Origin of the sequence: Methanobrevibacter sp. (genome assembly GCA_022775905.1) — an archaeon.
In the GTDB taxonomy this organism is placed as follows: domain Archaea; phylum Methanobacteriota; class Methanobacteria; order Methanobacteriales; family Methanobacteriaceae; genus Methanocatella.
Genome location: JALFJX010000012.1, coordinates 96,202 through 118,929, shown reverse-complemented (window position 1 = coordinate 118,929; position 22,728 = coordinate 96,202). Strand labels below are relative to the sequence as shown.

The window sequence follows — 22,728 nt, the reverse complement described above, 5'->3', positions numbered from 1 at the left end:
CTTTTTGTTAGTATATAAATTTATCTATTAATTACTTAAAGTTACTAAAAGGTAACTTCAGTAATATTCATCATCATCTTCTTCTTCAACAGGTGTACGGTCAATTTTCTTAATTTCATCAAATTTGGAATTAATCTTATCTATGCCTTCACCTTCGATTGCAGATATGAAAATGGACCTTTCTTCATCATCAATATACTCTTTAAGATATTCTGTATCTTCAATCAAATCCATTTTGTTGAATAAATAGTACACAGGAATGTCTGAAAAAATCTTTTCGATTTGTTTTAAAAGATTATATTGGTTATCTAAATGGAATCCACAAGTCTCTGATGCATCAAATATGAATAAAATTGCATCAGCCAAGTGTTCCAATGCAACAATCGCATTCATCTCAATATCATTCATTTCTAAAACAGGTCTATCAAGTAATCCTGGGGTATCGATAATTTGAATGCTTTTCCAGTGTCTTTCGGTGTGTCCGATTTGAATACCTTTTGTTGTAAATGGGTAATTTGCAACTTGAGGTTCTGCTCCAGTAATTTGCCTGAGCAATGTTGATTTACCTACATTTGGAAAACCAGCGATAACGATTGTAGTTGCATCAAAATCAATGGTTGGCATATTTCTTAAGTTTTGTTTTGCAAAGTCTAGGAAATCCAAATCTTTTTTGATTTTGTTTACAACTGAAGCTATTCTTCCGTATGCTTGTTTTTGAATTGCAGCTGCTCTTTCAGAGGGGTTTTTCCTAATCTTGGATCCATATTCTTTCTCGAGTTGGGTTATGATACCGTATGCCCAATTGAGAGCGCCCAATGCTTGTTTCATATCATCCACGCCAACTGTAATATCAATGTAATCTTGGTAAAATGGATGTAATTTTTCAATTTCAGGGACTGCATCTAAAATTGATTTCAGTTTATCTTTAATAACTTGGCAAGAGGTTACAACTCTTCTTTCTTCAATTCTTTTACCTTTTAAATGTTTAGGTATCTTTTGACCTCTCAATAGGTCTGCTTGTTTTTTACCCCTACTGAATCCTTTATCAAGTAATTCTTGTGGTGTAGGGATTGTTGGAATCATCATTTTAATCACTATTTAAATATTTGTCCTTGGAATTTGTAGACATCACAGCTTTCATCCATCCAGCTGTCTGCACTAATTCCTGCTTTCATGCATGTGTGTTCTAAAAAGTCTTCTACATTAAATCTATTTTCTGTTGCTACTTGTGGTAATAATAATCCTCTTGAGTAACCTTTTTGGATAATTAAACCATCTTCACCAATTTCAATTTCGTCAAAGTATTGATTATAATGTGCTACAATAATCATTTCTGGTTTTGTAAGCACGGTTACTTCTAAATCAATTGATTCAAATTCATCTAAACTGACTTGAGGAAATCTAGGGTCATTGACTGCAGCTGCAATAGCCACATCAATTGTAGCTTCAATAGCACTCATGATTGGTTCAGCATATCCAATGCATCCTCTTAAATCATTATTTTTGTTTAAGGTTACAAAAACACCTAATTTCTCATCTAATTCAATAGGGTAATCTTCACCTTTTGTTATTTTTTCACCAGTTTCTAAATATTCTTTGATTGCCTCTTTAGCTAGTTTAACAAGGTATTTTCCACCATTTTCACTAATCATCATCCCATTCCTCCAACTAGTGCATTTAAAATTCTGGTGTGAGGTCCACCATCACTTACTGGTGCGGTCTGACCATCTTTTCCACAGAATCCCACACTTAATTTAAAGTCATTTCCAATAGCATCAATATTTTTCAATGTTTCTAATATGTTACCTGATAGTGAAACATCTCTTAATGGTGTTGTAATTTCACCATCTTTAATTAAATAACCTTCAGCAGCATTAAATTGGAAGATACCTTTACCAGTGTCTACTTGTCCACCTCTAGAACCTTTAAGATATATTCCATCAGGAATGTCTTCTATTAATTCTTCAAAGGTATTGTCTCCTGGCTGTAAGAATGTATTACTCATTCTAACTATAGGTTGATCTGCAATTGATGATCTTGCATTTCCGGAAGATTTCATGTTTAATTTGGATGCGGTTTCTCTTGAATTTAAGAGTGAAACTAATTTTCCATCTTTAACTAATTGATTTGGTGCAGTTTTAACTCCTTCAACATCATATGGGTAATATCCAAATCCTTCTTTCAGGCTTGCATCATCAAAGATATTGACAATGTCTGATGCAATTTGACTGCCGATCTTATCTTTAAGGATAGAATCATTTTGTAATATTAAATCTCCTTCAACAGCATGACCTAATGCTTCATGAACTAAAACACCAGTTAATTCAGGATCTGCTATGACAGGGAAGTTTCCAGATGGTGCAGGTTTTGCTTCAAGCAATCTGACGGCTTTTTCACCTATGTTTCTTCCAAATTGCTCAATATCTTCGTCTGCTATAACTTCAAATCCTTTAACTCCTCCAAGACTTCCATGTCCAAATTGAATGATTTCGCCGTTTGTTGCAGATGCATTTAATGCCATTCTCACTCTACTGGTCTTAACTTGGATTTCACTACCTTCGCTATTCATGAATAATGAGTTGACTTCACTGTCTCCGTAGCTTACTGTAGTACTGTTAACTTTATCAATATAAGCAGCATCATTTGCTTGTTTCATTATGTCTTTTTTTTCTTCAATAGAAATATCTTTAAATGGAATTTTAACGTCAACAGCTATTTTATCTTTAATGATGTCTGTTTCACTTAATTTGACATCTCCTTTCAATGAGTTTGAAAATTTAATAGCAGTATTGGTTATTTCATCTATTTTAGATAAATCTGTAGTGTATGCAAAACCCCATGCTCCATTATTTAACACTCTTACTCCTGCAGCTAGGCTCATTCCAGTGTTAATCTCATCTACATCCCCATCTTTCATTAATATTGAGGTGTTGTCTCCAACTCCTGCTCTGATATCAATGTAGTCTACTTGAGAGCTTGTTTTTGCAATAACTTTTTCGAATAAATCAATATATTCTTCCATTTTATCACTTAAAAAGATTAATCATATATAGTTATGAATTATCTATTAAATAAAAGTTTTTTATATTATGAAACTTAATATAACAAGTGATATATTTTATGGAATTAAACCATATTTTTATATTAATATATTATAATTAAAAAATAAGGTGATATGGTGATTGTTATCGCAGGTACTGGTGCAGGTGGAGGAATATTGGCTTCTGAACTTGCAAAAAACGGTATTGATGTAACTATTTTAGAAAAAGGACCTTACACTCATTCAAAAGATGCATTTAATTATTATGATAAATACTCTGAAGATGTGGATTTACTCACCACAACATGTATTGGTGGTGCAACTATAGTATCCATGTCAAATATGGTAAGGGCGCTTACTGATGAATTATTGGATTTTGATATTGACTTGTCTGATGCATATGACTATGTTGAAGATTTAATCAATGTTCATCCTCTTGATGATTCTCATATTGGTAAAGGAACTCAGGCATTTTTGGATGCGGGTCGTGAACTTGGTCTTCAAACTATGAAAATGCCAAAAGCTATTCGTGAAGAAGATTGTATTCAATGTGGAAAATGTGCATATGGCTGTCCAGTTGATGCTAAAATTTCTGGAAAGGACTTTGTTGATGAAGCAGTTGAAAATGGTGCAACATTGATTTGTGATGCGGAAGTAACTGAAGTTATTTCTGAAGATGGAAAAGTTTCTGGTGTAAAATACATTAAAGATGGTAATGAAGAAACCATAAAAGCGGATAACGTTGTATTATCTGCAGGTGCAATTAATTCTGCTTTAATTTTAAGAAAATCAGGATTCCCTGATGCTGGTAAAGAAATATTCTTTGATCCATTTGTAAGTGTTGGAGGATACATAAAAGACATCAACTTCAATACTGAAGTTCAAATGGCAGGGATTATCGTTGGTAAAAACTTTGTATTGGCACCTCATTATTCATCATTCATCCCAGGTCAAATTGATGATGAAAATGTAACTGAAAATGATATTTTAAGTATCATGGTAAAAACTAGGGATGAATGTAAAGGTTACGTAACTGAAGATGGTGATGTTGTTAAAATCAATACAATTGAAGATATACGATTATTATCTGAAGGAGTAGCTACTGCTGGTTTTGTTTTAGAAAGAGCAGGTGTTGACCCTAATACTATTGGTTCAACTGTGTACAGAGGAGCACATCCTGGTGGAACTGCAAAAATTGGTGAAATTGTAAACAGTAATTTAGAAACAGAAATCGATAATTTATTTGTTTGTGATGCAAGTGTATTGCCAATATCTCCAGGTAAACCTCCAATATTAACAATACTTGCATTATCTAAAAGATTAGCAGATTATTTAAAAAACTAGAAGATTATTCAATTTGTTTGTAAATATCTTCTGTTTTTATTAATTTTTCACAATAGTGGCATCTAACTACTGGAGGATTGTCAGTAACAACATTAAATATTGGAGTTATTGGTTCATTCTCATAGTTAGTAATGCATTTTGGATTTGTACACTTAATGATTGAAGTAATCTTTTTAGGTAGTACAATCTTATTTTTTTTAATAGGTTTAAAATCCCTAATAATATTAATTGTAGCTTCTGGTGCGATTAAAGCAACTTGATTAAGTTCTTCGTGATCTAATTCCCTATTTTCAATTTTTAAAATATCTTTTCTACCAAGCTCTTTTGAAGATACATTCATAGCAACAGTGATATTTTTTGTTTCATTGTCAGGAAGGCCTAAAATTTTAAGAATGTGCAATGTTTTGTTTGCGGTAATGTGGTCAATTACAGTACCATTCTCAATAGCTTTAATTTTTAATTCAGATTTATCGTTAACCATTTAATCTACCTTGTATACATTTTTAAATCTTTCATTTCAATGATTACCTCAGTATCATTAATCAATTTTTCATTGGTTTTGTCTTTAGTAGCAATTGCAAAACTTTCAATCACTCTTGCTCCACGCATTTTTACTTTTTCTTCAAGCCTTTCAATATTTGTTTCACCACGGCTGCTGTCCATGGTAGCAAACAATATGACGTCTTTTCCAGTTAAATTACATCTGTCAATTATTGTTAGAATAGCAGGTGTTGGATTTCCTGCCCAAGTTGGTGTTCCAAAAATGATTGTATCGTAATCGGTCAAATCAACTTTTGCTGGAGCAATGTCTGTTTTACTTTCTCTAAATGCATTAATTGATGCAAAAAGTTTATTTTTAAATCCTTTACGGTTTTTCAAATCTTTAATTCTTAATACATCTGCCCTTAGATTTTTTGCTAAAGTATGAGCTACTAATTCAGTTTTTCCGCTTTGTGAATAATAAATTATTAATGTAGCCATTATATTCGCCTCGATTTATTTTAAGGATGAAGACCTAAGTGTTTTAATCCGGCTTGTTCTTCAAGTCCAAGTATAATATTCATATTTTGAATAGCTTGTCCAGATGCACCTTTTACAAGGTTATCAATACATGATAACATCACGAGTCTGCCAGTATCGTCAATTTCAAATCCGCCAATGTGGACAAAGTTTGATCCTCTAACTGAGCTTAAATGTGGAATTTCTCCTTCATCCATAAGTTTGATAAAGTATTCGTTTCCGTATTCTTTTTCATATAATGCTCTGATTTCATCAGGAGTAGTATCTAAATGTTCTTCTTTTAAGAAACTGTGGCTTGTAGTTTGAATTCCTCTAATAACTGGTATTAAGTGTGGTGTAAAAGATACTTTTACATCATCAAATCCATGTAATTCCTGTTTAATTTCAGATGAATGTCTATGTGCAGAAATTTTATATGGGTTTGAATTGTCTGCAATGTTTGGATAATGTGTAGTTCCGGATGGATTTACTCCCGCTCCACTAACTCCAGTTTTCGAATCAATTACAATTCTTTCAACTAAATCATTTTTAACAAGAGGATATGAAGATAAAATTGCACCAGTTGGGAAACATCCGGGATTTGCTACAAGATCTGCTTTTTTGATTTCATCTCTGTATAATTCAGGAAGTCCAAATGCTCCTTTATGTTCTTTATCAGTGTGTTCCATTCCATACCATTTTTCATAAACTGCGGTATCTCGGTATCTGTAATCTCCACTTAAATCAACGACTTTTGCTCCAGTTTCTAAAAGTTCTGGAACAATCTTCATTGATGCTCCATGGGGTGTTGCAGTAAATACTACATCAGTATCGATGTCTGATGGCTTTTTGTCTTTAAATACAAGTCCAGTGTCCCTAACATGTGGGTGGGTCTTATGGACTGGCTGTCCATCTAGTTTTCTTGATGTGATTTCGGTTACTTCAACATCAGGATGTACACTGAGCATTCTTAAAAGTTCTCCTCCAGTATATCCACTTGCTCCTACAATTGCTACACTTTTCATTTTAATAATCTCCTAATTAGTCTAATTCTCCAGTTTTATCTTTAAAATCTGTATGTTTTATTCTTTTAATAATTTTACAGGTGCTGTCAAGTTCTCCAAACATATAATCGTTAACACGCATTGCTTTAGCGTTTATTCCTCTTTTATCTAATGCTGCTTGCAACTTTAAAACATCGTGGTCCTGGTCTGAACCGATTGCGATAATGTCGGGTTTGATTTCTTCAACAATTTTAAACATATCTCCAACATGCCCCAAATATGCTTCATCAACAGGTTTAAGGCTTTTGATCATTTCTAATCTTTGTTCTTGGGGTATTATAGGTATTCTTTTTCTCTTTTCTACAGTTGAGTCTCTAGCTATTACAACTGCAAGTACAGCATTTTCTCCACCTAATTCTTTAGCTTTTTCGAGGAATAATACATGTCCTGGGTGAAGTATATCGAATGTTCCGGTCGCCATTACTTTCATTAATTTACCTCTTTTGATATTTTAAAGCTTCAGTCAAATCAATTTTATCTTTATAAAGTGCAGAACCAATTACAATTCCATCTACACCACTTTCATTTAATTTTTTAATATCTTCTATTGTTGTAACTCCTCCAGAGTAAACAATAGGTATATCTACTGATTTTTTAAGTTCAACTACTGGGTCTGTGTAAAATCCGCCAAGAAGTCCTTCAACATCAACATTTGTAAACAAGATACTTCCCGCTCCATGCTCTTTAAATTCTGATGAAAGTTCAACAGGACTTTTATCAATTTTTTCTTGCCATCCTTTAATAACTACTTTATTATCTTTACTGTCAAGTGAAATCATTATTCTATCTGATCCATATTCATCAGATAATTTGGTAATAGTTTCGGGGTGTTGGATACCCATTGTTCCAATAATTAATCTTTCAATATCAAGATTAAGTAATTGACGAGCATAATCTAGGCTTCTAATCCCACCACCAAGTTGAATTGGGACACTTACTTCTTTTAGAATTTTTTTAATAATATCAAAACTAGCAACACCATTTATTGTTCCATCTAAATCAATGACATGGATGTTTTTAGCTCCTAAATCTTCCCAATGTTTTGCAACAAGTTCTGGATTTTCAATTTCTACCATTTCACTTCCAGGTTCGCCTTGAACGAGTTGAACACATTTTCCATTCTTAATATCAACTGCAGGCATTATTAACATTTCATCTTTTTTGAATGACATTTACACTTTTCCTGTAATATTTTATTATAATATAATTATGTTTTGAAATCTTTTATAGTTTTGTTTGATATGGTTATTATAATCAATTTTGGTAATTTATATAATACAAGTCGAAGTGATATTATATTGTTGGAAGGTAGTTCTATGAATACAATAATCGAATTTAAAAATGTGAAAAAGGAATATCAATCTGGAGACCACATTTTAAAAGCTATGGATGATGTTAATTTTACTGTTGATGAAGGAGAATTTGTTGTAATTCTCGGGCCGTCTGGTGCGGGTAAATCAACATTATTAAACCTTTTAGGCGGTTTGGATACTGTCACATCAGGTCAGATTATTGTTAATGGAAATCATATAGAATCATTTGATGATGATGAACTAACACAATACCGTGCTAGAAATGTCGGTTTTATTTTTCAGTTTTATAATTTAATCCCAAATTTGACTGCATTGGAAAATGTGGAATTGATGGGAGATATTGTTGATGTGGATATCAATGGTTTGGATGTTCTAGAATCTGTTGGGCTTAGAGAACATGCTAATCAGTTCCCTGCACAGTTGTCTGGTGGTGAACAGCAGAGGGTGTCTATTGCAAGAGCAGTTGCTAAGCAGCCAACTATGCTTTTATGTGATGAACCTACTGGTGCATTAGATTCCAATACGGGTGTTTTAATTTTAAATTTACTTCAAAGCATGAGTAATGATAATAATACTACTGTAGTCATTGTTACTCACAATGCAATTTTGGCTGAAGCTGCGGATAAGGTTATTAGAATTAAAAATGGTCAAATTGAACGTATTGTCATTAATGAAAACCCTAAAAAAGTTGCAGATTTAGAATGGTGATATCATGTCATTATCTAAAAAAATGTTAAGAGATATTAGAATAAATAAAACTCAATTTATTGCAATATTTATGATGGCTTTTTTAGGTATTTTTGCTTATTGTGGGATTTGCGCTGAGTATTATGGTTTGGAACAGACAAGTGCAGATTTTTATAATGAAACAAATCTTGCTGACGGTTGGATTTACAAAACTAATTTTGATGATGTTGATTTGGATAGGATAAAGGGGTTCTCCGAACAATCAGAAAGACAGGCAGTAATTTCGTCAGTTGGTGAATTTGACAATGATCCTGATATAACGTTGCATTTTGTTGAAAATAATGGAATTTCAAAATTTTTAGTCCATGAAGGTAAAGAATTTGATATAAATGATGATTCTGGTGTCTGGTTGGATAAGCGTTTTGCCGATGCAAGAGATTTGAATGTTGGGGATAACATTACTTTCAAATTTAATGGAAAATCTATTGAAAAAGAAATAAGAGGTATTGGTTATTCGCCTGAATATGTTTATGAATCTTCAGCAACTTCAATAACTCCTGATTTTGAGAATGTAGGTTTTGCATATTTATCTTATAAAGCATATCCTGATGATATTGAGTATAATAGGATGCTTGTCAAGTACAATCAATCTGATGATTCATTTAAGGAAAAACTTGACAATTCCATTAGCTATCTATCATTTACAAAACAGGAAGATCAGTCTAGTGTGGCGCAATTCAGTGAAGAGATGGCACAACATAAGATGATGGGGGATATTTTTCCAATTTTATTCATCTTAATTACATTTTTAACACTTCTAACAACAATGACAAGGATTGTGACATATCAAAGAACTCAAATTGGAATTTTGAAGGCTGTAGGATTTAAAGATACTACAATCATATTGCATTATGTATCATATGGTTTTGTCCCGGTTTTGATTGGATCTGTTTTGGGACTTGTCACAGGACCAATGATTATTCCTAGAATGTTTTATCCATCAATGACTACTCGTTATACATTACCAGCATGGAATCCTGGTTTTGACATGATGTTTGTTTATGTTACAGCTGCTCTTGTAATCTCTTCAGTTGTTGTCACTTATTTGACATGTAGGAGTATTTCAAAAGAAAATCCTGCTAACACTATAAGGCCAAAGGCACCTAATGTATCTTCAAATGGCTTTTTTGAAAAGTCAAATCTTTGGAAACATTTAAGTTTTAATTTACGTTGGAATTGGAGAGATGCAAGAAGAAATAAATTCCGTGCATTAATGGCTATTATTGGTGTAATGGGATGTGTTGCATTATTAATCGCAGCATTTGGTATGAATGACAGTATGAATGATTTGGAAACATGGGAATATCATGACATTAATCATTTTGAATCAAAATTAGTGATTTCTAGTAATGCATCTCAGGAAGAATTATATTATGTAATTAATGGAACTAATGGTAGTTTTATAATGCAAATGCCTATGGAAATTAAATCCAACAACCAGGAGAACACGGGTGTACTTTTAGTTTCAAATAACACTGATTTGATATCTTACACGGATAGTAATAAAGATCCAATTGATATTGAAGAAGGTGATGTTTCCATATCAATAAAGTTGGCTCAGGAATTAAATTTGGATATTGGAGATAAAATTAAATGGCATATTGTTGGAAATGATAAATGGGTTAAATCGAAGATTGGTCAAATTCATGCGGAACCGGTTTCACAAGGTTTGATTATGTCTCCAGATACTTTGGAAGATGAAGGTCTAAACTTTACACCAACAAGCATTTTAACTTCTGAAAAATTTGGTGAAAATATAAATTCAATTAAATCAGTATCAACACTGGAAGATATGGAAGAAAGTTGGAATGAAATGACTTCTTCTGTTATGATGATGGTGGATGTAGTTCTTATTGTTGCAAGTCTTTTAGCAATTCTGGTTTTATATAATTTGGGGATATTATCATTTACAGAAATGGAGAGGGAGGTTGCAACTTTAAAGGTTTTAGGTTTTAAGACTAATTTCTTAAGAAGGTTGTTGTTAACTCAGAATTTAATATTCACAGCTATTGGTTTTATATTGGGCATTCCTCTTGGTTTTTATTTTATGACATTGATGCTGGATGCTACAGGTGAATCTTTGTATTATGTTCCAACATTGACTTTGGGAAATATACTTCTTTCAGCAGGAATAACATTTGCCATATCTATTGCTGTCAATTTAATGTTTTCAGATAAAATAAGAGATTTAAATATGGTTGAAGCTCTAAAAGATGTAGAATAAATAAAAAAAGTTCTTTAAAGAATAAAAATTCTTTAAAGATTATGCTATACTTTCAAATCCTTTTGTTGCAAGTAATTTTGTAAATGATCCTTGTGGTTCCATTACAATATTTCCGTTAGAATATTCTTTCAATGCTGTTTGAACCATGGTACTTTTCTTAACTGGGTCTTTAGCAGCATTTGCAAGTGCTTTAGCCAATACCATTACTGCATCAGCTCTGGACATATTACCTTGAACATTATCATTTCCTGCATATCCATTATAAGCATCATTTTGACGAATAATTGATGTTGCAGTTAAATTATCATATGTAACACCATTTACTTCAAGTGGGCTAATTGAATTGATAATGTTGTCCATACTCTCATCATAAACAACAATTACTGCATCAGCATGCATTCCTGTACGAGCTTCTACAATTTCTTTTGCATTTTGCATGCCTTCACTTAGTCCATTCCATAGGCAGTCGTGAAGCATCATTGCACCTTGAAGGTCTCCAGGTGCTGACTTTGTAGGGTGACTCATTCCACCAGGGTAGATTGGAGTATAATTCTTAAGAGAACCGTTCTCTAAGTGAACCATGAATGCCATGTCTACTCCACCATTGGATTGCTCGTATTTGTCAGATGCTAATACTAATATGTTTTTGCTTTCATGGGATAAATCAGGTGTCATAAATAATGTACCTGCAATAAAAGCTATTAATCCTAAAAGAATTACAAGAAGGATTGCAATTATTAGTTTTTTGCTTCTTTTCATTTTTAATTCACGAACCTAAACTTAAATTTAGTATATTTATTTTTAAGATAAGTTTAAAAATAAATCTTATATAAATTATATTTCAATTAAATTATATATATTTTAAGAATATCTATGTCTTTTTTATTATTTTGAATATGGTCTGAAATTTTGTTTTTTGAATAATTTTCAAAAACATATCACAATATCATGATATGACAACATTTAAATACATAAACATATCATAATATGTAAATATATAATATGTGTGATAACTATGGAAAATAATAATCTTGAAAATAAAAATGATGATATGTGTGAAGTATTCAACTCTCATGATGATGTCGTTTGCCGTGTAAAAGAACGTATTCCTGATGAAAATGAATTTAATGAATTATCAGAATTTTTTAAAATATTTGGAAACCCAACAAGATTAAAAATTATTTCCCTACTTAGTATTGAAGATTTATGTGTTTGCGATATATGTGAAGCACTTGATTTGAATCAAACAACTGTTTCAAATCAATTAAGAATATTGCGTGCAAATAATATTGTCAAATACCAAAAAGAAGGTAAAATGGCAAGATATTCTCTTACAGATCTTCATATCGAAATGATTTACAAAGTAGGTTTAGAACATATATTAGAATAATTTTTAATTGGTGATACTATGGTGGATAATAGATGTTATGATGCTGATTGTGAGGAAGAAAATTGCCGCAATCCAGAACATTACAATTACATCTGTTTTGATCCAAATTGTGATGAAATTCAATGTAAAGATTCCAATCACTATGATAAACAGTTATTAAGAGATTATCAGAAAAATACAGATTTAAGCATTCATGACCATAGAGAAGAAATAGATTATGATGAAGATGTTGATATAAGTCTTTGTGGTTGTCCTGATTGTGCAGATGATCATGATCATAGTCACAATGGACATGAGCATCATCATGAGCATGGGCATTCTCATAGTCACGATGATCATGAGCATCATGAAGCGGATTCTTGTTCTGATGAGGACTGCGGGTGTCATGACCATGATCACGATGATATTGATATAAGTCTTTGTGGTTGTCCTGATTGTGCTGATGATGATTCTGGACATGAACATCATCATGATGGTGAATTGCTTGCTGAAGGAAAGCCATTAATTACTAATAGGCCAATTCAAATTATTGTTGCAAGTGGTATATGTTTTGCTGCAGGCCATATCCTTGAATGGATGTCATTTAATCCAACATTAACCACAATAATTTTTATGATTGGTGCTTTGATTGCAGGTTATGAGATAGCTATTTTGGCATACAATTCATTAGTTAAAAGACATACTATTGGTCCAGCAATGTTGATGTGTATTGCATGTGTAGCTTCATTCATCATTGGACATCCTGAAGAAGGTGCTGCTGTAACATTCTTATATTATATTGCAGAATTCTTGGAAGACTATGCTGAACATCGTGCTAAACGTTCAATCAAATCTTTGGTTGAAATTGCTCCTGAAACTGCAAGAGTTAAAGTAAATGATTCAGAAGAGTTAAGAAATGTTGATGATGTTGAAATAGGTGAGATTGTCATTGTAAAACCTGGAGATAAAGTTCCTTTGGATGGTGAAGTTGTTTTGGGTTCATCATCAATCAACCAGGCTTCCATTACTGGGGAAAGTGTTCCGATTTTAAAGGAAGTTGGTGATGAGGTATTCTCTGGTACTGTCAATGAAGATGGATACTTAGAAATTGTTGTAACTAAAAAAGCTAAAGATTCTGTAATATCAAAAATTGTCACATTGGTTAAAAGATCTCAACTCAACAGGTCTGAAACTGAGTCTTTAGTTGAAAAAGTTGCTAAATATTATACTCCAGTCATGATGGTTGCAGCGGCATGTGTTGCATTTATTCCACCATTGTTATTTGGTCAAAACTTGATTGATTGGGTTTATAAGGCGCTTTCATTACTAGTAATTTCTTGTCCGTGTGCATTTTTAATATCAACACCTGTAGGTATGGTATCTGCTATTACTTCTGCTACTAAAAATGGTGTATTGATTAAGGGAAGTACATATGTTGAAGAAATGCGTGGTGTAAAAGCAGTAATCTTTGATAAAACTGGTACTTTGACTGAGGGTAAATTGGTTTTAAGCGAAGTTGAAGTATTGGATGAAAAATATTCAAAAGATGAAATTGTAAAAATTGCAGGATCTTTGGAAAATCAATCTTCACACCCAATTGCACAGGCTATTGTAAACTATGCTTTAGAGAATAATATCTCATTTGAAGAAATTGAAGAATTTAAAAATGTTCCAGGTAAAGGTATTGTTGCAAGTATCAATGGAAAACAGTTCTATGCAGCTAATGAAGCTTTAATTGAGGGTAGTTCATTTGATATTTCAAGAGATGAGATTAACAAATTCTCTGCTGAAGGTAAAACAATAATATTTGTAGGTAATGCTGAAAAGGTATTGGCTATTATTACAGTATCAGATAAAATCAGAGAAAACGCTTCTGAAGTAATTGCTGATTTAAAAGAGCAAGGTGTTCAAACTGTAATGCTTACTGGAGACAATAAGATTGCTGCTAAAAGTGTGGCTGATGAAATTGGAATTGACTACGTGTATTCTAATTTGATGCCGGAAAACAAGTTAAATATCCTTGATACAATCAGAAACAAGTTTGGTGATGTTGCTATGGTTGGTGATGGTATCAATGATGCACCTGCGTTGGCACGTGCAAATATTGGTATTGCGATGGGTGCTGCAGGTTCTGATGTAGCTATTGAAACAGCTGATGTTGCATTGATGCAGGATGATATCTCAAAACTCCCATATTTATTTTCATTGTCTCACAAAACAATGGGAATCATTAAACAGAACATCACTGTAGCTATTGCAGTTAAATTATTGTGTGTAATACTTGCGATTTTAGGTATTATCACATTGATGATGTCTGTAGGTTTTGGAGACTTGGGATTAACAATACTTGTTATTCTAAACTCATTTAGAATTGGAATGGTGAAAGATCCACTATTCTAATTATATTTTTCTTTTTTTTATTTTTGATTGTCACAAATTGAACAATTAGGAAATTTTTAAATAAATAATTTTATATTTTATTAACATTTAATATTTAGTTATGTTAAGTAATGATTTAGTAAATAGTGTAGATATAATGCTTCAAGACCCTAAAAAAGCATTAATAAAAATGTCTATACCTTTGATTATTTCATTGCTTATTACCAGTTTTTACAATTTGATTGATGCTGCATGGGTATCTGGTCTTGGGGCTGATGCACTTGCGGGTGTTGGATTTTTCACACCAATATTTATGATTTTAGTAGGATTTGGAAATGGATTAGGTTCTGGTGCTGCTTTTGCAATATCAAAATATTTGGGTGAAGATAATAAGAAAAAAGCGGATAATGCTTCTGTTCATTCAATCTTTATCGATGTTATTGTTTCATTGATTATAACTGTTTTGGCATTGATTTTCCTAAATCCTATTTTGAATGTGATGGGTGCAGGTCAAACTATTGGTTATGCTACTGATTATGGTGTGATAATCCTTTTAGGATCAATTTTCATTATATTTTCCAATGCATTATATGGTATTTTCAGAGGTGAAGGTGATACTACTCGTCCTATGTATGCAATGATTGCTTCTGCAATATTAAATATGATTTTGGATCCTATTTTCATTTATACTTTGAATTTAGGTGTTAGGGGAGCAGCTATTGCAACAATCATTTCATCAATATTTGTAATCTTAATTTTATTATATTGGTTTTATGCTAAAAAGGACACTTATATTAAACCTAATTTATCCAATTTTGATTTTAAAGGGGATATTTCATTTGATGTGGTTAAAGTTGGAATTCCTGCAAGTATTCAGCTTTTAAACAATGCTTTCTTTGCAGCGGTTTTCTCAGCATTATTGACTTTTGTAGGTTCAACTGATTCAGTTGCTGTCTACTCAACAGGCTGGAGAATCGTGATTATTGGAACAACACCTATACTTGCTATTGGAACAGCTTTAATCAGCGTTATTGCTGCAAACTATGGTGCTCGTAACTATATGAATATCAAAATAGCTCATAGATATGCAATGAAGGTTTCAATTGTTCTTGGAATTGCTGTAGCTATTTTGACTAATGTATTTGCAGGAGATATTGCATCGGTATTCACTTCTTCTGGAAGCAGTGTAAGGATTGCTCCAGAGCTTACAGCATTCCTGGCATGGATTGTAATTTATTATCCGACAATGGGTGTTGGTGTTCCATCAACTTATGTTTTCCAGGGTGTTGGAAAAGGAATCACTGCCATGTTTCAGACAATAATAAGAGAAACAGGTTTTACAATTTTCTTTGCAGTATTGTTTGGTGTCGTATTGGGTTATGGTGTATGGGGAGCTTGGATGGGAATTGTTTTAGGTGAAATTGTTTCAAATAATCTGACTATGGTCTGGGCAGATTATTTAATTAAAAAATTAATAGATATTAAAGGCTAGATGCCATTAATATCTTTTAGATAAATTATTTCATCACAGATTTCTTCTACAAGGGGTATGTCGTGACTTACGAGCAGCATTCCCATTTTTCTTTTTTTGACAATATCAATAACTGAAGTTATGATTTGTACTTGTGTTATTGCATCAAGCATTGTTGTCATTTCATCAGCTATTAAAAATTGTGTTTTTGGGTTTAGTGACCTTAGAACGGAAAATCTTTGAAGTTCTCCTCCAGACAATTCTTGAGGAAACCTTGTAAACCAGGATTTTTGGATACCGAATTCTCTTAATAATTCATCATTAGGCATCCATGATTCTTCTAGAATATTTGTCATTTTCCATTTTGGATTCATTACTTTTTCAGGATGTTGGTAAATCAATTGAACTGGACAGAATTCATTTTTAGGTAATTCCTTACCATCTAATGTGACATTACCTTCAAATTTTTGCACATATCCAGAAAGTATTTTGCATAATGTTGACTTTCCACTACCACTGTCTCCAACTAAAGCAGTGATTTTTGAGTTGTCTATGCATATGTCAATATCTTTTAATATGTATTTGTTAGTTGAAGGGTATTTATATGAAATATTGCTTCCTTTAAGTTCCATCTTCAATACCTCCTTCATATTTAAAACATCTGACTTTTTTATTTCCGAGGTCAATTAATTCTGGTCTTTCTTTCCTACATTTTTCCATACGCATTTCACATCTGTCGTAGTATGGACATCCTACAGGAATTTCTCCATGCAATGGTTGATGTCCTCTAATTAGGTTAAATCCATTTGCAGGCAATGCTTTGTATAATGCTTTTGTGTATGGGTGTAAGAGGTTTTCCCCATCTCCTGAAAAGTCTTCTTTTTTAGCAATTTCAATTACATATCCAGAATAGAAAATTCCGATTCTATCGGCTACTTCTAATGCTGCATGAATGTCGTGTGTAATTAAAAGCACTCCAATTCCATCTTCTTTCATGTGTTTGAAGTGATTAAGGGTTTCTTTGACTGTATTTTGGTCAAGTCCAGGTGTTGGTTCATCCGCCACTACTAATTTTGGATTGGATAGTAATGCAGTTGATACGAGCACTCTTCTGGCCATTCCTCCGGAAAGTTGGAATGGATACATATCATCTACTTCGGGACCAAGATTATAATGTTCAAAGATTGCTCTTTGTTTTTGTTTCTTTTCTTTTTTTTCTTCTTCTGTTTCAGTTTGTCCAATTGCTTGTTCTGAAATTTTCATTAATGGATCTAAGAAGTTCACTGATTGTGGGATAAGTGCAATTTCTCTTCCACGTATTTCTTCTTTATCTTTCTGGGATAGTTCTTTTCCTTGGTATTTGATTATCCCATTTAAATTTGCATTTTCAGGTAGTATTCCAAATATTGCATGTGCAAGTAAACTTTTACCTGATCCACTTGAACCTAAAATTGCTAAAATTTCTCCTTCAGATATATCTAAAGTCAAATCGGTGATAACTTTCAAATCTCTTTGATTCAAACCTTGGGTATATTGAATGAATGAAATTGAAACATTTTTCACGTCTAATAATTTCTCCATATTATCACCTTATTCATTTGCACTTGTAGGATCAAGTATTTTCTTAATATTTTCTCCAGCGATATCAAATAATAATACTAATATCAATAATGATAATCCTGGGAATAATGCTAACCACCAGTTACCTGTTGCAAGATATTTCATTGATTCTGATAAAATAATACCGATTGCTGGTTCGTGTGGGGATAATCCAAAACCTAAGAATGTTACACTTGCTTCATGCATGATTGCATGTGGGAAAATCAAAATTGTTCCAACAATGATTTGTGTAATTACTAAAGGTAGAATGTGTTTTCTTGCAATCCATATTTTTGATTTTCCAAATCTTTCAGATAATTTAACATAGTCTGAAGTTTTGATTTGTTTAATCTCTGCTCTTAAAATTCTTGCAAGGCTTGTCCAATGAGTTACTGCCACTCCTATTGTAACACCAAATGCTCCTCCACCGAGTGCAATAGATATTAAAATAATTAATAAGATATGTGGTACGGATAGGAATAAATCTATTAACCAAGACATGAATGAGTCTAAATATTTATTTAAACTACCTAAAAATGCCATTCCAATAGCAATTAAACTACTTAATATTGAAGCTCCGGCACCAATCTGTACACTTAATCCTAATCCTTTTAAAGTACGAGTAAACATGTCTCTACCCATCCAATCAGTTCCAAATAAATGTTCGAATGATGGTGGACTGTTCATAATGCTGAAGTTAGTTGTAATGTCAGTTGAATTAATAAATAAACTGCAAATTACCACTAGTAATAAAAGGAAAAGTGTTAATCCGATAGTTAATAATGTTTTTGTTCTTAAATTCATTTTTGAAAGTGGATTTAATGTGTTCTTTTTTGTTTTATTAACCATCATCTTCACCTTCTTTTATTCTTGGATCAACAAAATTATATATTATGTCTGCAATTAAGTTACCGCAATATACGAATATTGCACTAAATATTACAATTCCAAGTAATAATGGTACGTCGCTTCTAAGTCCTGCTGAAACTGCAGCTTGTCCGATTCCAGGGTATGTGAAGATTTGTTCTACTAAGACTGCTCCACCAAATAATTCTGAAAATCCTAAAAATTGTAATGTGACTGCTGGAAGTAAAATATTTCTTATTCCATGTCTTTTAATTAAGTTCCATCCATTTTCACCTCTTGCTTTTGCAAACAAGAAGTAATCGCTGTTCATAACTTCAATTAATTTATCTCTAGTAAATAATGCAATTGATGCAACACCGACAATACTTAATGTAACCATAGGTAATATCAATCTGTTTAACCATTCCCAAATTGATACATTTTCACTTAAAGTTCCAATTGGAACTCCTAATCCAGTTGGGAACCAACCAAGGTATACACTGAATATCATAAGTATAATTAATGCAATCCAAAATGTTGGTGCGGATTGCAAAATGTAACAGTAAACTTTTATTGCTTTGTCTATTATTGTGTCTTTTTTGAAACCAGCTATAACTCCTAAAATAAATCCTAAAACTCCTGAAAATATCCATGAACTTAACATCAATACAAGGGATGCAGTGAATCTTTCTTTAATGACGTCAATAACTGGCATTCTAAATATTAATGATGTTCCGAAATCTCCATGAACCATATTTCCAAGCCAATTAATCATTTTGGTTGTAATAGGTTCATTTACACCCCAATAACTTTCTAAAGCAGCTATTTGTTGTTGTGATACAATCATATTGCTTATGTATGATTTAACAGGATTTATTGGGGACATATCTATTAATAAAAAGCTCAATAATATGACAAAAATGAGTAAAATTATAAATCTGACGATTTTTTTTCCTAAAAATTTGAGTAGTTTTTCATGTTTTATCATATAATATAACTCCTGAAAAGAGAAAAAGAGGTGGAGTTAAATAATTTATTTAACTCCTTTGTTTGTTTTTATTTATTCTTCGATGGAAGAGGTACGGGACCAATCATAGATGTTTCCAAAGATATCTCCACCATGAGGTTGTAATAATGCAGTATCATTAGAGATATCTAAGCTTTCATCTACAAAGTATCCGTATTTAATTTCTCCAACCCATAACCATGCAGCATCGCCTTCAGGTGCAATACCATTGCTTCCATCCCAAATTGCGTTAGACCATTCGGAATATGATGAGTTACGGTCAGATTTCATAGCGGTATCAATGTGTTTATCTACAGCACTGTTGTTAACAAGAGCTGGGTTGTTGTTTCCTACTCCTGCTTGATCGCTGTAATATTCAGACCAAATAGTTGATGGGTCAGTTGAACCGAATCCCCATACGATAGGGTCAGTATTTTTAATTGCATCCATTTCATCCCAGTTTGAACCAGTTGCATTAATTTCAATACCAAATTCTTTTGCTTGTTCTGCAACTGTTACTGCAATTGCTTGTCTTTCTGGTGCATTAGATGGGTAATAAAGGTTAATTGATGCTTTTTGTCCATCTTTTTCTACGATTCCGTCACCATCGGTGTCTTCCCATCCACCTTTTTTCAAGATGTCTTTAGCTTTGTCAACATCTGCATCATCAATTGCGGATTCGTTGTTTGCCCAAGGTAATTGGTGAGCAATACCGTCGTAGTTAGGTACTCCTAATCCATTTAATGCTCCTTCAGATATTGAAGTTCTGTTAATGCCGTAGTTCAATGCTTCTCTGATTGATTTGTCTGTAGTAATGTTGTTACCCATTGCATTGCCATCTTCAGTTGTTTCACCAGTGTTGTTTTGTACTGGTAATGAGATTCCTCTTACATCAATGGTGTCCATGAGGTACATTGTGTATCCATCTACAGTTTCATTTGCATAGGTTAATGGTACTGCGGATACATCAACTTCATGATTTTTAGCAGCATTAAATGCAGCTTCATTTTGTGCGAATAAAATAGTTAATTTATCAAATTCTGGTTGTTTTCCATAGTAATCAGGGTTTTTCTCTAAAATTACTTGTTGACCTTTGTCCCATTGTACGAATTTGAATGGTCCTGATCCTACTGGATTTGCACCGTAAGTTTCATTGTTGTATGAGTCGGAAGGTACGATACCAATGTATGCAAATTTATCTACGAAAGTTGAGTCTGGTCTGTTTAATTCAAATTTGATGGTTTGATTGTCGACAGCAGTTACATTTTCCATGCTGCTTAAATCTAAACTTGCTCCACTTTTTTGTGCTTCTTGATAAGTGAATACTATATCATCTGCATCTAATGTGGTGTTGTCTGTGAATTTAACATCGTCCCTGATTTTTACAGTATATTCTGTGTAATCACTGTTAGCTTCCCAGCTGGTTGCTAAATCATTTTCATAATCCATGTCTCTTGTCATTTTTAACAATGTGGATTGGATTAGTGGTTCTGAGTAGTAGTTCCAACCAAGAATTGGGTCAAAACCTGATTCAGGTTCTCCTCCGTGGCTGTAAGCAGCTACTACGAGTTCGTTGTCTGCTCTTTCGGTAGATGATCCTCCCATGAGGATTGCTCCACCTATAATTGCAATTAAAACAACTGCAATTATTCCAATAATGTATTTTTGTTCCATTCTATTTCTCCATAAATTCTAATTGTCATACTATTTTTGAATTACGTAATAATAAAAATAATAACAATCAAATATAATGTATTATTTTAAACATTATTTAAATTTTATTATTTTTTTTTTAAAAAGTATTACTATTTTTTAAGTTATTTAAAAATCTAGTAATACTATTTTATCAAATGTAAAGTTTACTTGACTATTTGGTATTTTTATTGAATTTATGAGGATGTTAGAATACAATAATAAATTTTATATACTATTTTCTACTCAATCTATTATAGTTATGCAAATATTATAAAAAAGTATTACTTATCTATTAAATTTACTTTAATTAGTAATACTTTTATTCTGGGGGTGTTATTTATGGATATTAAAATTGAAGAGTTGGGCAAAAATCTTGATAAAATTCCACATGTTCAAGAATTTTTATTTAAAATGATTAAAAAAGAGTTCGGTTTTGATTATATTCCAAAATGGCATCAGGACATTGTGAATATGGATGAATTTTACATTAATCCCTGTAGGAATAATTTTTTCATTGCTTATACTGAATCTGGTGAAATTATAGCAACTATTGGTATTAGAGATTATGACAAAGATTTCCCACAATTCAGGCATTTATATTCAAAAGAAAATACTTCAAGTATTTGGAGATTGTTTGTTGATGAAAGATTTAGGCGTTGTGGTTTAGCATCTAAAATGTTTTCTATTGCTGAAAATTTTGCAAATGGAATGAATTATGATAGTATTTATTTGCACACTCATAAAACGTTAAATGGTGCTTTGGAATTCTGGACTAAAATGGGTTTTGTTATCACTATTGATTCTGGAGATGAACTTGAAACAGTTCATATGGATAAGAAAATAATTGGGTTGAAAATTAATTATTTATCAAATAACTTTTCACATGCTGTTAAACTATGATTTTTTAATATATTTTTGTGTAAATCTGCATGCATAAATGCATTTTCCACAAATTGTGTATGCAGTTCCTAAATTTTCTTTTGACACTTTAAGTGCATATTTCTCGCATTTTTTATCATCATAAAAGTCATTTCTTTTGAGATTGCAGTTCCATTCTATTCCACTTATTGCTCCACCAAGACATGCATCCATACAATCAGTACATTTTCCACATTTTGATTCAAGTATTGGTTCTCCTATCTCTAATGGTGCATCAGTCAAAACTGAAGACAATCTTAAAGCACATCCATGATTCTTTGTAATGAATAATGCTGATTTTCCTATCCATCCAAGTCCTGCGCGTGTTGCGATTGTTTTGTGTGGCAGTTCAAATGAATTGTTGTCACCAAAGTCAGTTCCAAGTCTTTCTCTTGTCTGCGCATATGCATTATGACCTTTTTTAATTATGAATTCTTCACATTTAATGCTTAATTCGTCTAATTTTGAATTTATATTGTTGTATTCGTTTAAATAATCTAATGTTGGGGCATTCTGCATGTTTTTAATGATTTTCTTTGGATAAGTTATGTAAAAAACGATTCCGGTGTCCAACCCCTCTTTTGTTGTAAAATTGGTGATGTCTGCAAAGCCAACTTCACATGCTCCATTTCTAAGTAAAAATTCGTTTAGTTCTTGAGTTAAATCCATATGGATAATTGTTGTTTTATATTATATATTGGTTGTGTCATATTT

The 22,728-nt window shown here is 32.3% G+C and carries 22 protein-coding genes; 7 read left to right on the top strand and 15 right to left on the bottom strand.

All coding sequences use genetic code 11. From position 1 onward, the window contains the following. Window positions 1-57 precede the first annotated feature (57 nt). From MR875_04650 to MR875_04640, 3 genes are read right to left on the bottom strand one after another with little or no spacing between them, the layout of a single operon-like run. Window positions 58-1,086 carry an NOG1 family protein gene (locus MR875_04650; protein ID MCI6994130.1) on the bottom strand — a complete coding sequence of 343 codons (1,029 nt, stop codon included), beginning with the start codon at window positions 1,084-1,086 and terminating at the stop codon, window positions 58-60. Between the two features lie 8 nt (window positions 1,087-1,094). Beyond that, complete coding sequence (locus MR875_04645) at window positions 1,095-1,652, bottom strand: TIGR00296 family protein (GenBank protein MCI6994129.1); 558 nt, start codon at window positions 1,650-1,652, stop codon at window positions 1,095-1,097. Then, complete coding sequence (locus MR875_04640; protein ID MCI6994128.1) at window positions 1,652-3,022, bottom strand: TldD/PmbA family protein; 1,371 nt, start codon at window positions 3,020-3,022, stop codon at window positions 1,652-1,654. Before MR875_04640 ends, MR875_04645 begins: the two co-directional genes overlap by 1 nt. A gap of 153 nt (window positions 3,023-3,175) precedes the next feature. Here MR875_04640 and MR875_04635 point away from each other — a divergent pair, with 153 nt between their 5' ends. Next, window positions 3,176-4,384, top strand: coding sequence for a GMC family oxidoreductase N-terminal domain-containing protein (locus MR875_04635; GenBank protein ID MCI6994127.1), 1,209 nt, complete (start codon window positions 3,176-3,178; stop codon window positions 4,382-4,384). 4 nt (window positions 4,385-4,388) lie between these two features. Here MR875_04635 and pyrI read toward each other — a convergent pair whose 3' ends face one another. The 5 genes from pyrI to hisA are packed head-to-tail and all read right to left on the bottom strand — an operon-like array spanning window position 4,389 to window position 7,619. After that, window positions 4,389-4,865 (bottom strand): aspartate carbamoyltransferase regulatory subunit, encoded by a 477-nt coding sequence (pyrI, locus tag MR875_04630; GenBank protein MCI6994126.1) that lies wholly within the window; start codon window positions 4,863-4,865, stop codon window positions 4,389-4,391. 5 nt (window positions 4,866-4,870) lie between these two features. Then, window positions 4,871-5,365, bottom strand: coding sequence for a flavodoxin domain-containing protein (locus tag MR875_04625; protein ID MCI6994125.1), 495 nt, complete (start codon window positions 5,363-5,365; stop codon window positions 4,871-4,873). Window positions 5,366-5,385: 20 nt separating this feature from the next. After that, entirely contained in the window at window positions 5,386-6,408 is a 1,023-nt protein-coding gene (argC, locus tag MR875_04620; GenBank protein ID MCI6994124.1) for an N-acetyl-gamma-glutamyl-phosphate reductase, read from the bottom strand. 16 nt (window positions 6,409-6,424) lie between these two features. Continuing rightward, window positions 6,425-6,868, bottom strand: coding sequence for an FAD synthase (locus MR875_04615; protein MCI6994123.1), 444 nt, complete (start codon window positions 6,866-6,868; stop codon window positions 6,425-6,427). 13 nt (window positions 6,869-6,881) lie between these two features. Next, window positions 6,882-7,619 carry a 1-(5-phosphoribosyl)-5-[(5-phosphoribosylamino)methylideneamino]imidazole-4-carboxamide isomerase gene (gene hisA / locus MR875_04610; GenBank protein ID MCI6994122.1) on the bottom strand — a complete coding sequence of 246 codons (738 nt, stop codon included), beginning with the start codon at window positions 7,617-7,619 and terminating at the stop codon, window positions 6,882-6,884. Window positions 7,620-7,763: 144 nt separating this feature from the next. Here hisA and MR875_04605 point away from each other — a divergent pair, with 144 nt between their 5' ends. Together MR875_04605 and MR875_04600 are read left to right on the top strand one after the other, a co-directional pair. Next, window positions 7,764-8,468, top strand: coding sequence for an ABC transporter ATP-binding protein (locus MR875_04605; protein ID MCI6994121.1), 705 nt, complete (start codon window positions 7,764-7,766; stop codon window positions 8,466-8,468). A 4-nt stretch (window positions 8,469-8,472) separates the two neighbouring features. Beyond that, window positions 8,473-10,731, top strand: a complete 2,259-nt coding sequence (locus tag MR875_04600) for an ABC transporter permease (protein MCI6994120.1) — start codon at window positions 8,473-8,475, stop codon at window positions 10,729-10,731. 39 nt (window positions 10,732-10,770) lie between these two features. Here the strand turns inward: MR875_04600 and MR875_04595 are convergent, their stop codons facing one another. Continuing rightward, the gene (locus MR875_04595; protein MCI6994119.1) at window positions 10,771-11,490 is read right to left on the bottom strand and encodes a DUF4012 domain-containing protein; all 720 of its coding nucleotides are present in this window, start codon (window positions 11,488-11,490) and stop codon (window positions 10,771-10,773) included. Window positions 11,491-11,746: 256 nt separating this feature from the next. On the opposite strand from MR875_04595, the gene MR875_04590 reads away from it, so the two are divergent. The 3 genes from MR875_04590 to MR875_04580 all read left to right on the top strand — a co-directional run bounded on the left by MR875_04590 (window position 11,747) and on the right by MR875_04580 (window position 15,971). Beyond that, complete coding sequence (locus MR875_04590) at window positions 11,747-12,121, top strand: metalloregulator ArsR/SmtB family transcription factor (GenBank protein ID MCI6994118.1); 375 nt, start codon at window positions 11,747-11,749, stop codon at window positions 12,119-12,121. An 18-nt stretch (window positions 12,122-12,139) separates the two neighbouring features. Further along, on the top strand, window positions 12,140-14,500 hold the full coding sequence (cadA, locus tag MR875_04585; GenBank protein ID MCI6994117.1) for a cadmium-translocating P-type ATPase: 2,361 nt from the start codon (window positions 12,140-12,142) through the stop codon (window positions 14,498-14,500). Window positions 14,501-14,600: 100 nt separating this feature from the next. Further along, on the top strand, window positions 14,601-15,971 hold the full coding sequence (locus MR875_04580; GenBank protein MCI6994116.1) for an MATE family efflux transporter: 1,371 nt from the start codon (window positions 14,601-14,603) through the stop codon (window positions 15,969-15,971). Here the strand turns inward: MR875_04580 and MR875_04575 are convergent. The 5 genes from MR875_04575 to MR875_04555 form a co-directional block, all read right to left on the bottom strand. Beyond that, on the bottom strand, window positions 15,968-16,582 hold the full coding sequence (locus MR875_04575) for an ATP-binding cassette domain-containing protein (protein ID MCI6994115.1): 615 nt from the start codon (window positions 16,580-16,582) through the stop codon (window positions 15,968-15,970). The two genes, MR875_04580 and MR875_04575, sit on opposite strands and share 4 nt — an antisense overlap. Beyond that, a complete protein-coding gene (locus tag MR875_04570) occupies window positions 16,572-17,531 on the bottom strand; it encodes an ABC transporter ATP-binding protein (GenBank protein MCI6994114.1) in 960 nt (319 codons plus the stop codon). Before MR875_04570 ends, MR875_04575 begins: the two co-directional genes overlap by 11 nt. Before the next feature lie 9 nt (window positions 17,532-17,540). Beyond that, window positions 17,541-18,398, bottom strand: a complete 858-nt coding sequence (locus MR875_04565) for an ABC transporter permease (protein MCI6994113.1) — start codon at window positions 18,396-18,398, stop codon at window positions 17,541-17,543. Further along, entirely contained in the window at window positions 18,391-19,383 is a 993-nt protein-coding gene (locus tag MR875_04560; protein ID MCI6994112.1) for an ABC transporter permease, read from the bottom strand. Before MR875_04560 ends, MR875_04565 begins: the two co-directional genes overlap by 8 nt. Before the next feature lie 72 nt (window positions 19,384-19,455). Then, the gene (locus MR875_04555) at window positions 19,456-21,075 is read right to left on the bottom strand and encodes an ABC transporter substrate-binding protein (protein MCI6994111.1); all 1,620 of its coding nucleotides are present in this window, start codon (window positions 21,073-21,075) and stop codon (window positions 19,456-19,458) included. A 360-nt stretch (window positions 21,076-21,435) separates the two neighbouring features. Between MR875_04555 and MR875_04550 the strand changes: the two genes are divergently transcribed. Beyond that, window positions 21,436-21,996, top strand: a complete 561-nt coding sequence (locus tag MR875_04550) for a GNAT family N-acetyltransferase (GenBank protein ID MCI6994110.1) — start codon at window positions 21,436-21,438, stop codon at window positions 21,994-21,996. Here MR875_04550 and MR875_04545 read toward each other — a convergent pair. After that, a complete protein-coding gene (locus MR875_04545) occupies window positions 21,991-22,683 on the bottom strand; it encodes a hypothetical protein (GenBank protein ID MCI6994109.1) in 693 nt (230 codons plus the stop codon). The two genes, MR875_04550 and MR875_04545, sit on opposite strands and share 6 nt — an antisense overlap. Window positions 22,684-22,728: the final 45 nt, after the last annotated feature.

Excerpts from the sequence above, each read along its gene's own strand:
- MR875_04650 (MCI6994130.1), bottom strand. The coding sequence starts at position 1,086 with ATGATGATTCCAACAATCCCTACACCACAAGAATTACTTGATAAAGGA.
- MR875_04645 (MCI6994129.1), bottom strand. The coding sequence starts at position 1,652 with ATGATTAGTGAAAATGGTGGAAAATACCTTGTTAAACTAGCTAAAGAG.
- MR875_04640 (MCI6994128.1), bottom strand. The coding sequence starts at position 3,022 with ATGGAAGAATATATTGATTTATTCGAAAAAGTTATTGCAAAAACAAGC.
- MR875_04635 (MCI6994127.1), top strand. The coding sequence starts at position 3,176 with ATGGTGATTGTTATCGCAGGTACTGGTGCAGGTGGAGGAATATTGGCT.
- pyrI (MCI6994126.1), bottom strand. The coding sequence starts at position 4,865 with ATGGTTAACGATAAATCTGAATTAAAAATTAAAGCTATTGAGAATGGT.
- MR875_04625 (MCI6994125.1), bottom strand. The coding sequence starts at position 5,365 with ATGGCTACATTAATAATTTATTATTCACAAAGCGGAAAAACTGAATTA.
- argC (MCI6994124.1), bottom strand. The coding sequence starts at position 6,408 with ATGAAAAGTGTAGCAATTGTAGGAGCAAGTGGATATACTGGAGGAGAA.
- MR875_04615 (MCI6994123.1), bottom strand. The coding sequence starts at position 6,868 with ATGGCGACCGGAACATTCGATATACTTCACCCAGGACATGTATTATTC.
- hisA (MCI6994122.1), bottom strand. The coding sequence starts at position 7,619 with ATGTCATTCAAAAAAGATGAAATGTTAATAATGCCTGCAGTTGATATT.
- MR875_04605 (MCI6994121.1), top strand. The coding sequence starts at position 7,764 with ATGAATACAATAATCGAATTTAAAAATGTGAAAAAGGAATATCAATCT.
- MR875_04600 (MCI6994120.1), top strand. The coding sequence starts at position 8,473 with ATGTCATTATCTAAAAAAATGTTAAGAGATATTAGAATAAATAAAACT.
- MR875_04595 (MCI6994119.1), bottom strand. The coding sequence starts at position 11,490 with ATGAAAAGAAGCAAAAAACTAATAATTGCAATCCTTCTTGTAATTCTT.
- MR875_04590 (MCI6994118.1), top strand. The coding sequence starts at position 11,747 with ATGGAAAATAATAATCTTGAAAATAAAAATGATGATATGTGTGAAGTA.
- cadA (MCI6994117.1), top strand. The coding sequence starts at position 12,140 with ATGGTGGATAATAGATGTTATGATGCTGATTGTGAGGAAGAAAATTGC.
- MR875_04580 (MCI6994116.1), top strand. The coding sequence starts at position 14,601 with ATGTTAAGTAATGATTTAGTAAATAGTGTAGATATAATGCTTCAAGAC.
- MR875_04575 (MCI6994115.1), bottom strand. The coding sequence starts at position 16,582 with ATGGAACTTAAAGGAAGCAATATTTCATATAAATACCCTTCAACTAAC.
- MR875_04570 (MCI6994114.1), bottom strand. The coding sequence starts at position 17,531 with ATGGAGAAATTATTAGACGTGAAAAATGTTTCAATTTCATTCATTCAA.
- MR875_04565 (MCI6994113.1), bottom strand. The coding sequence starts at position 18,398 with ATGGTTAATAAAACAAAAAAGAACACATTAAATCCACTTTCAAAAATG.
- MR875_04560 (MCI6994112.1), bottom strand. The coding sequence starts at position 19,383 with ATGATAAAACATGAAAAACTACTCAAATTTTTAGGAAAAAAAATCGTC.
- MR875_04555 (MCI6994111.1), bottom strand. The coding sequence starts at position 21,075 with ATGGAACAAAAATACATTATTGGAATAATTGCAGTTGTTTTAATTGCA.
- MR875_04550 (MCI6994110.1), top strand. The coding sequence starts at position 21,436 with ATGGATATTAAAATTGAAGAGTTGGGCAAAAATCTTGATAAAATTCCA.
- MR875_04545 (MCI6994109.1), bottom strand. The coding sequence starts at position 22,683 with ATGGATTTAACTCAAGAACTAAACGAATTTTTACTTAGAAATGGAGCA.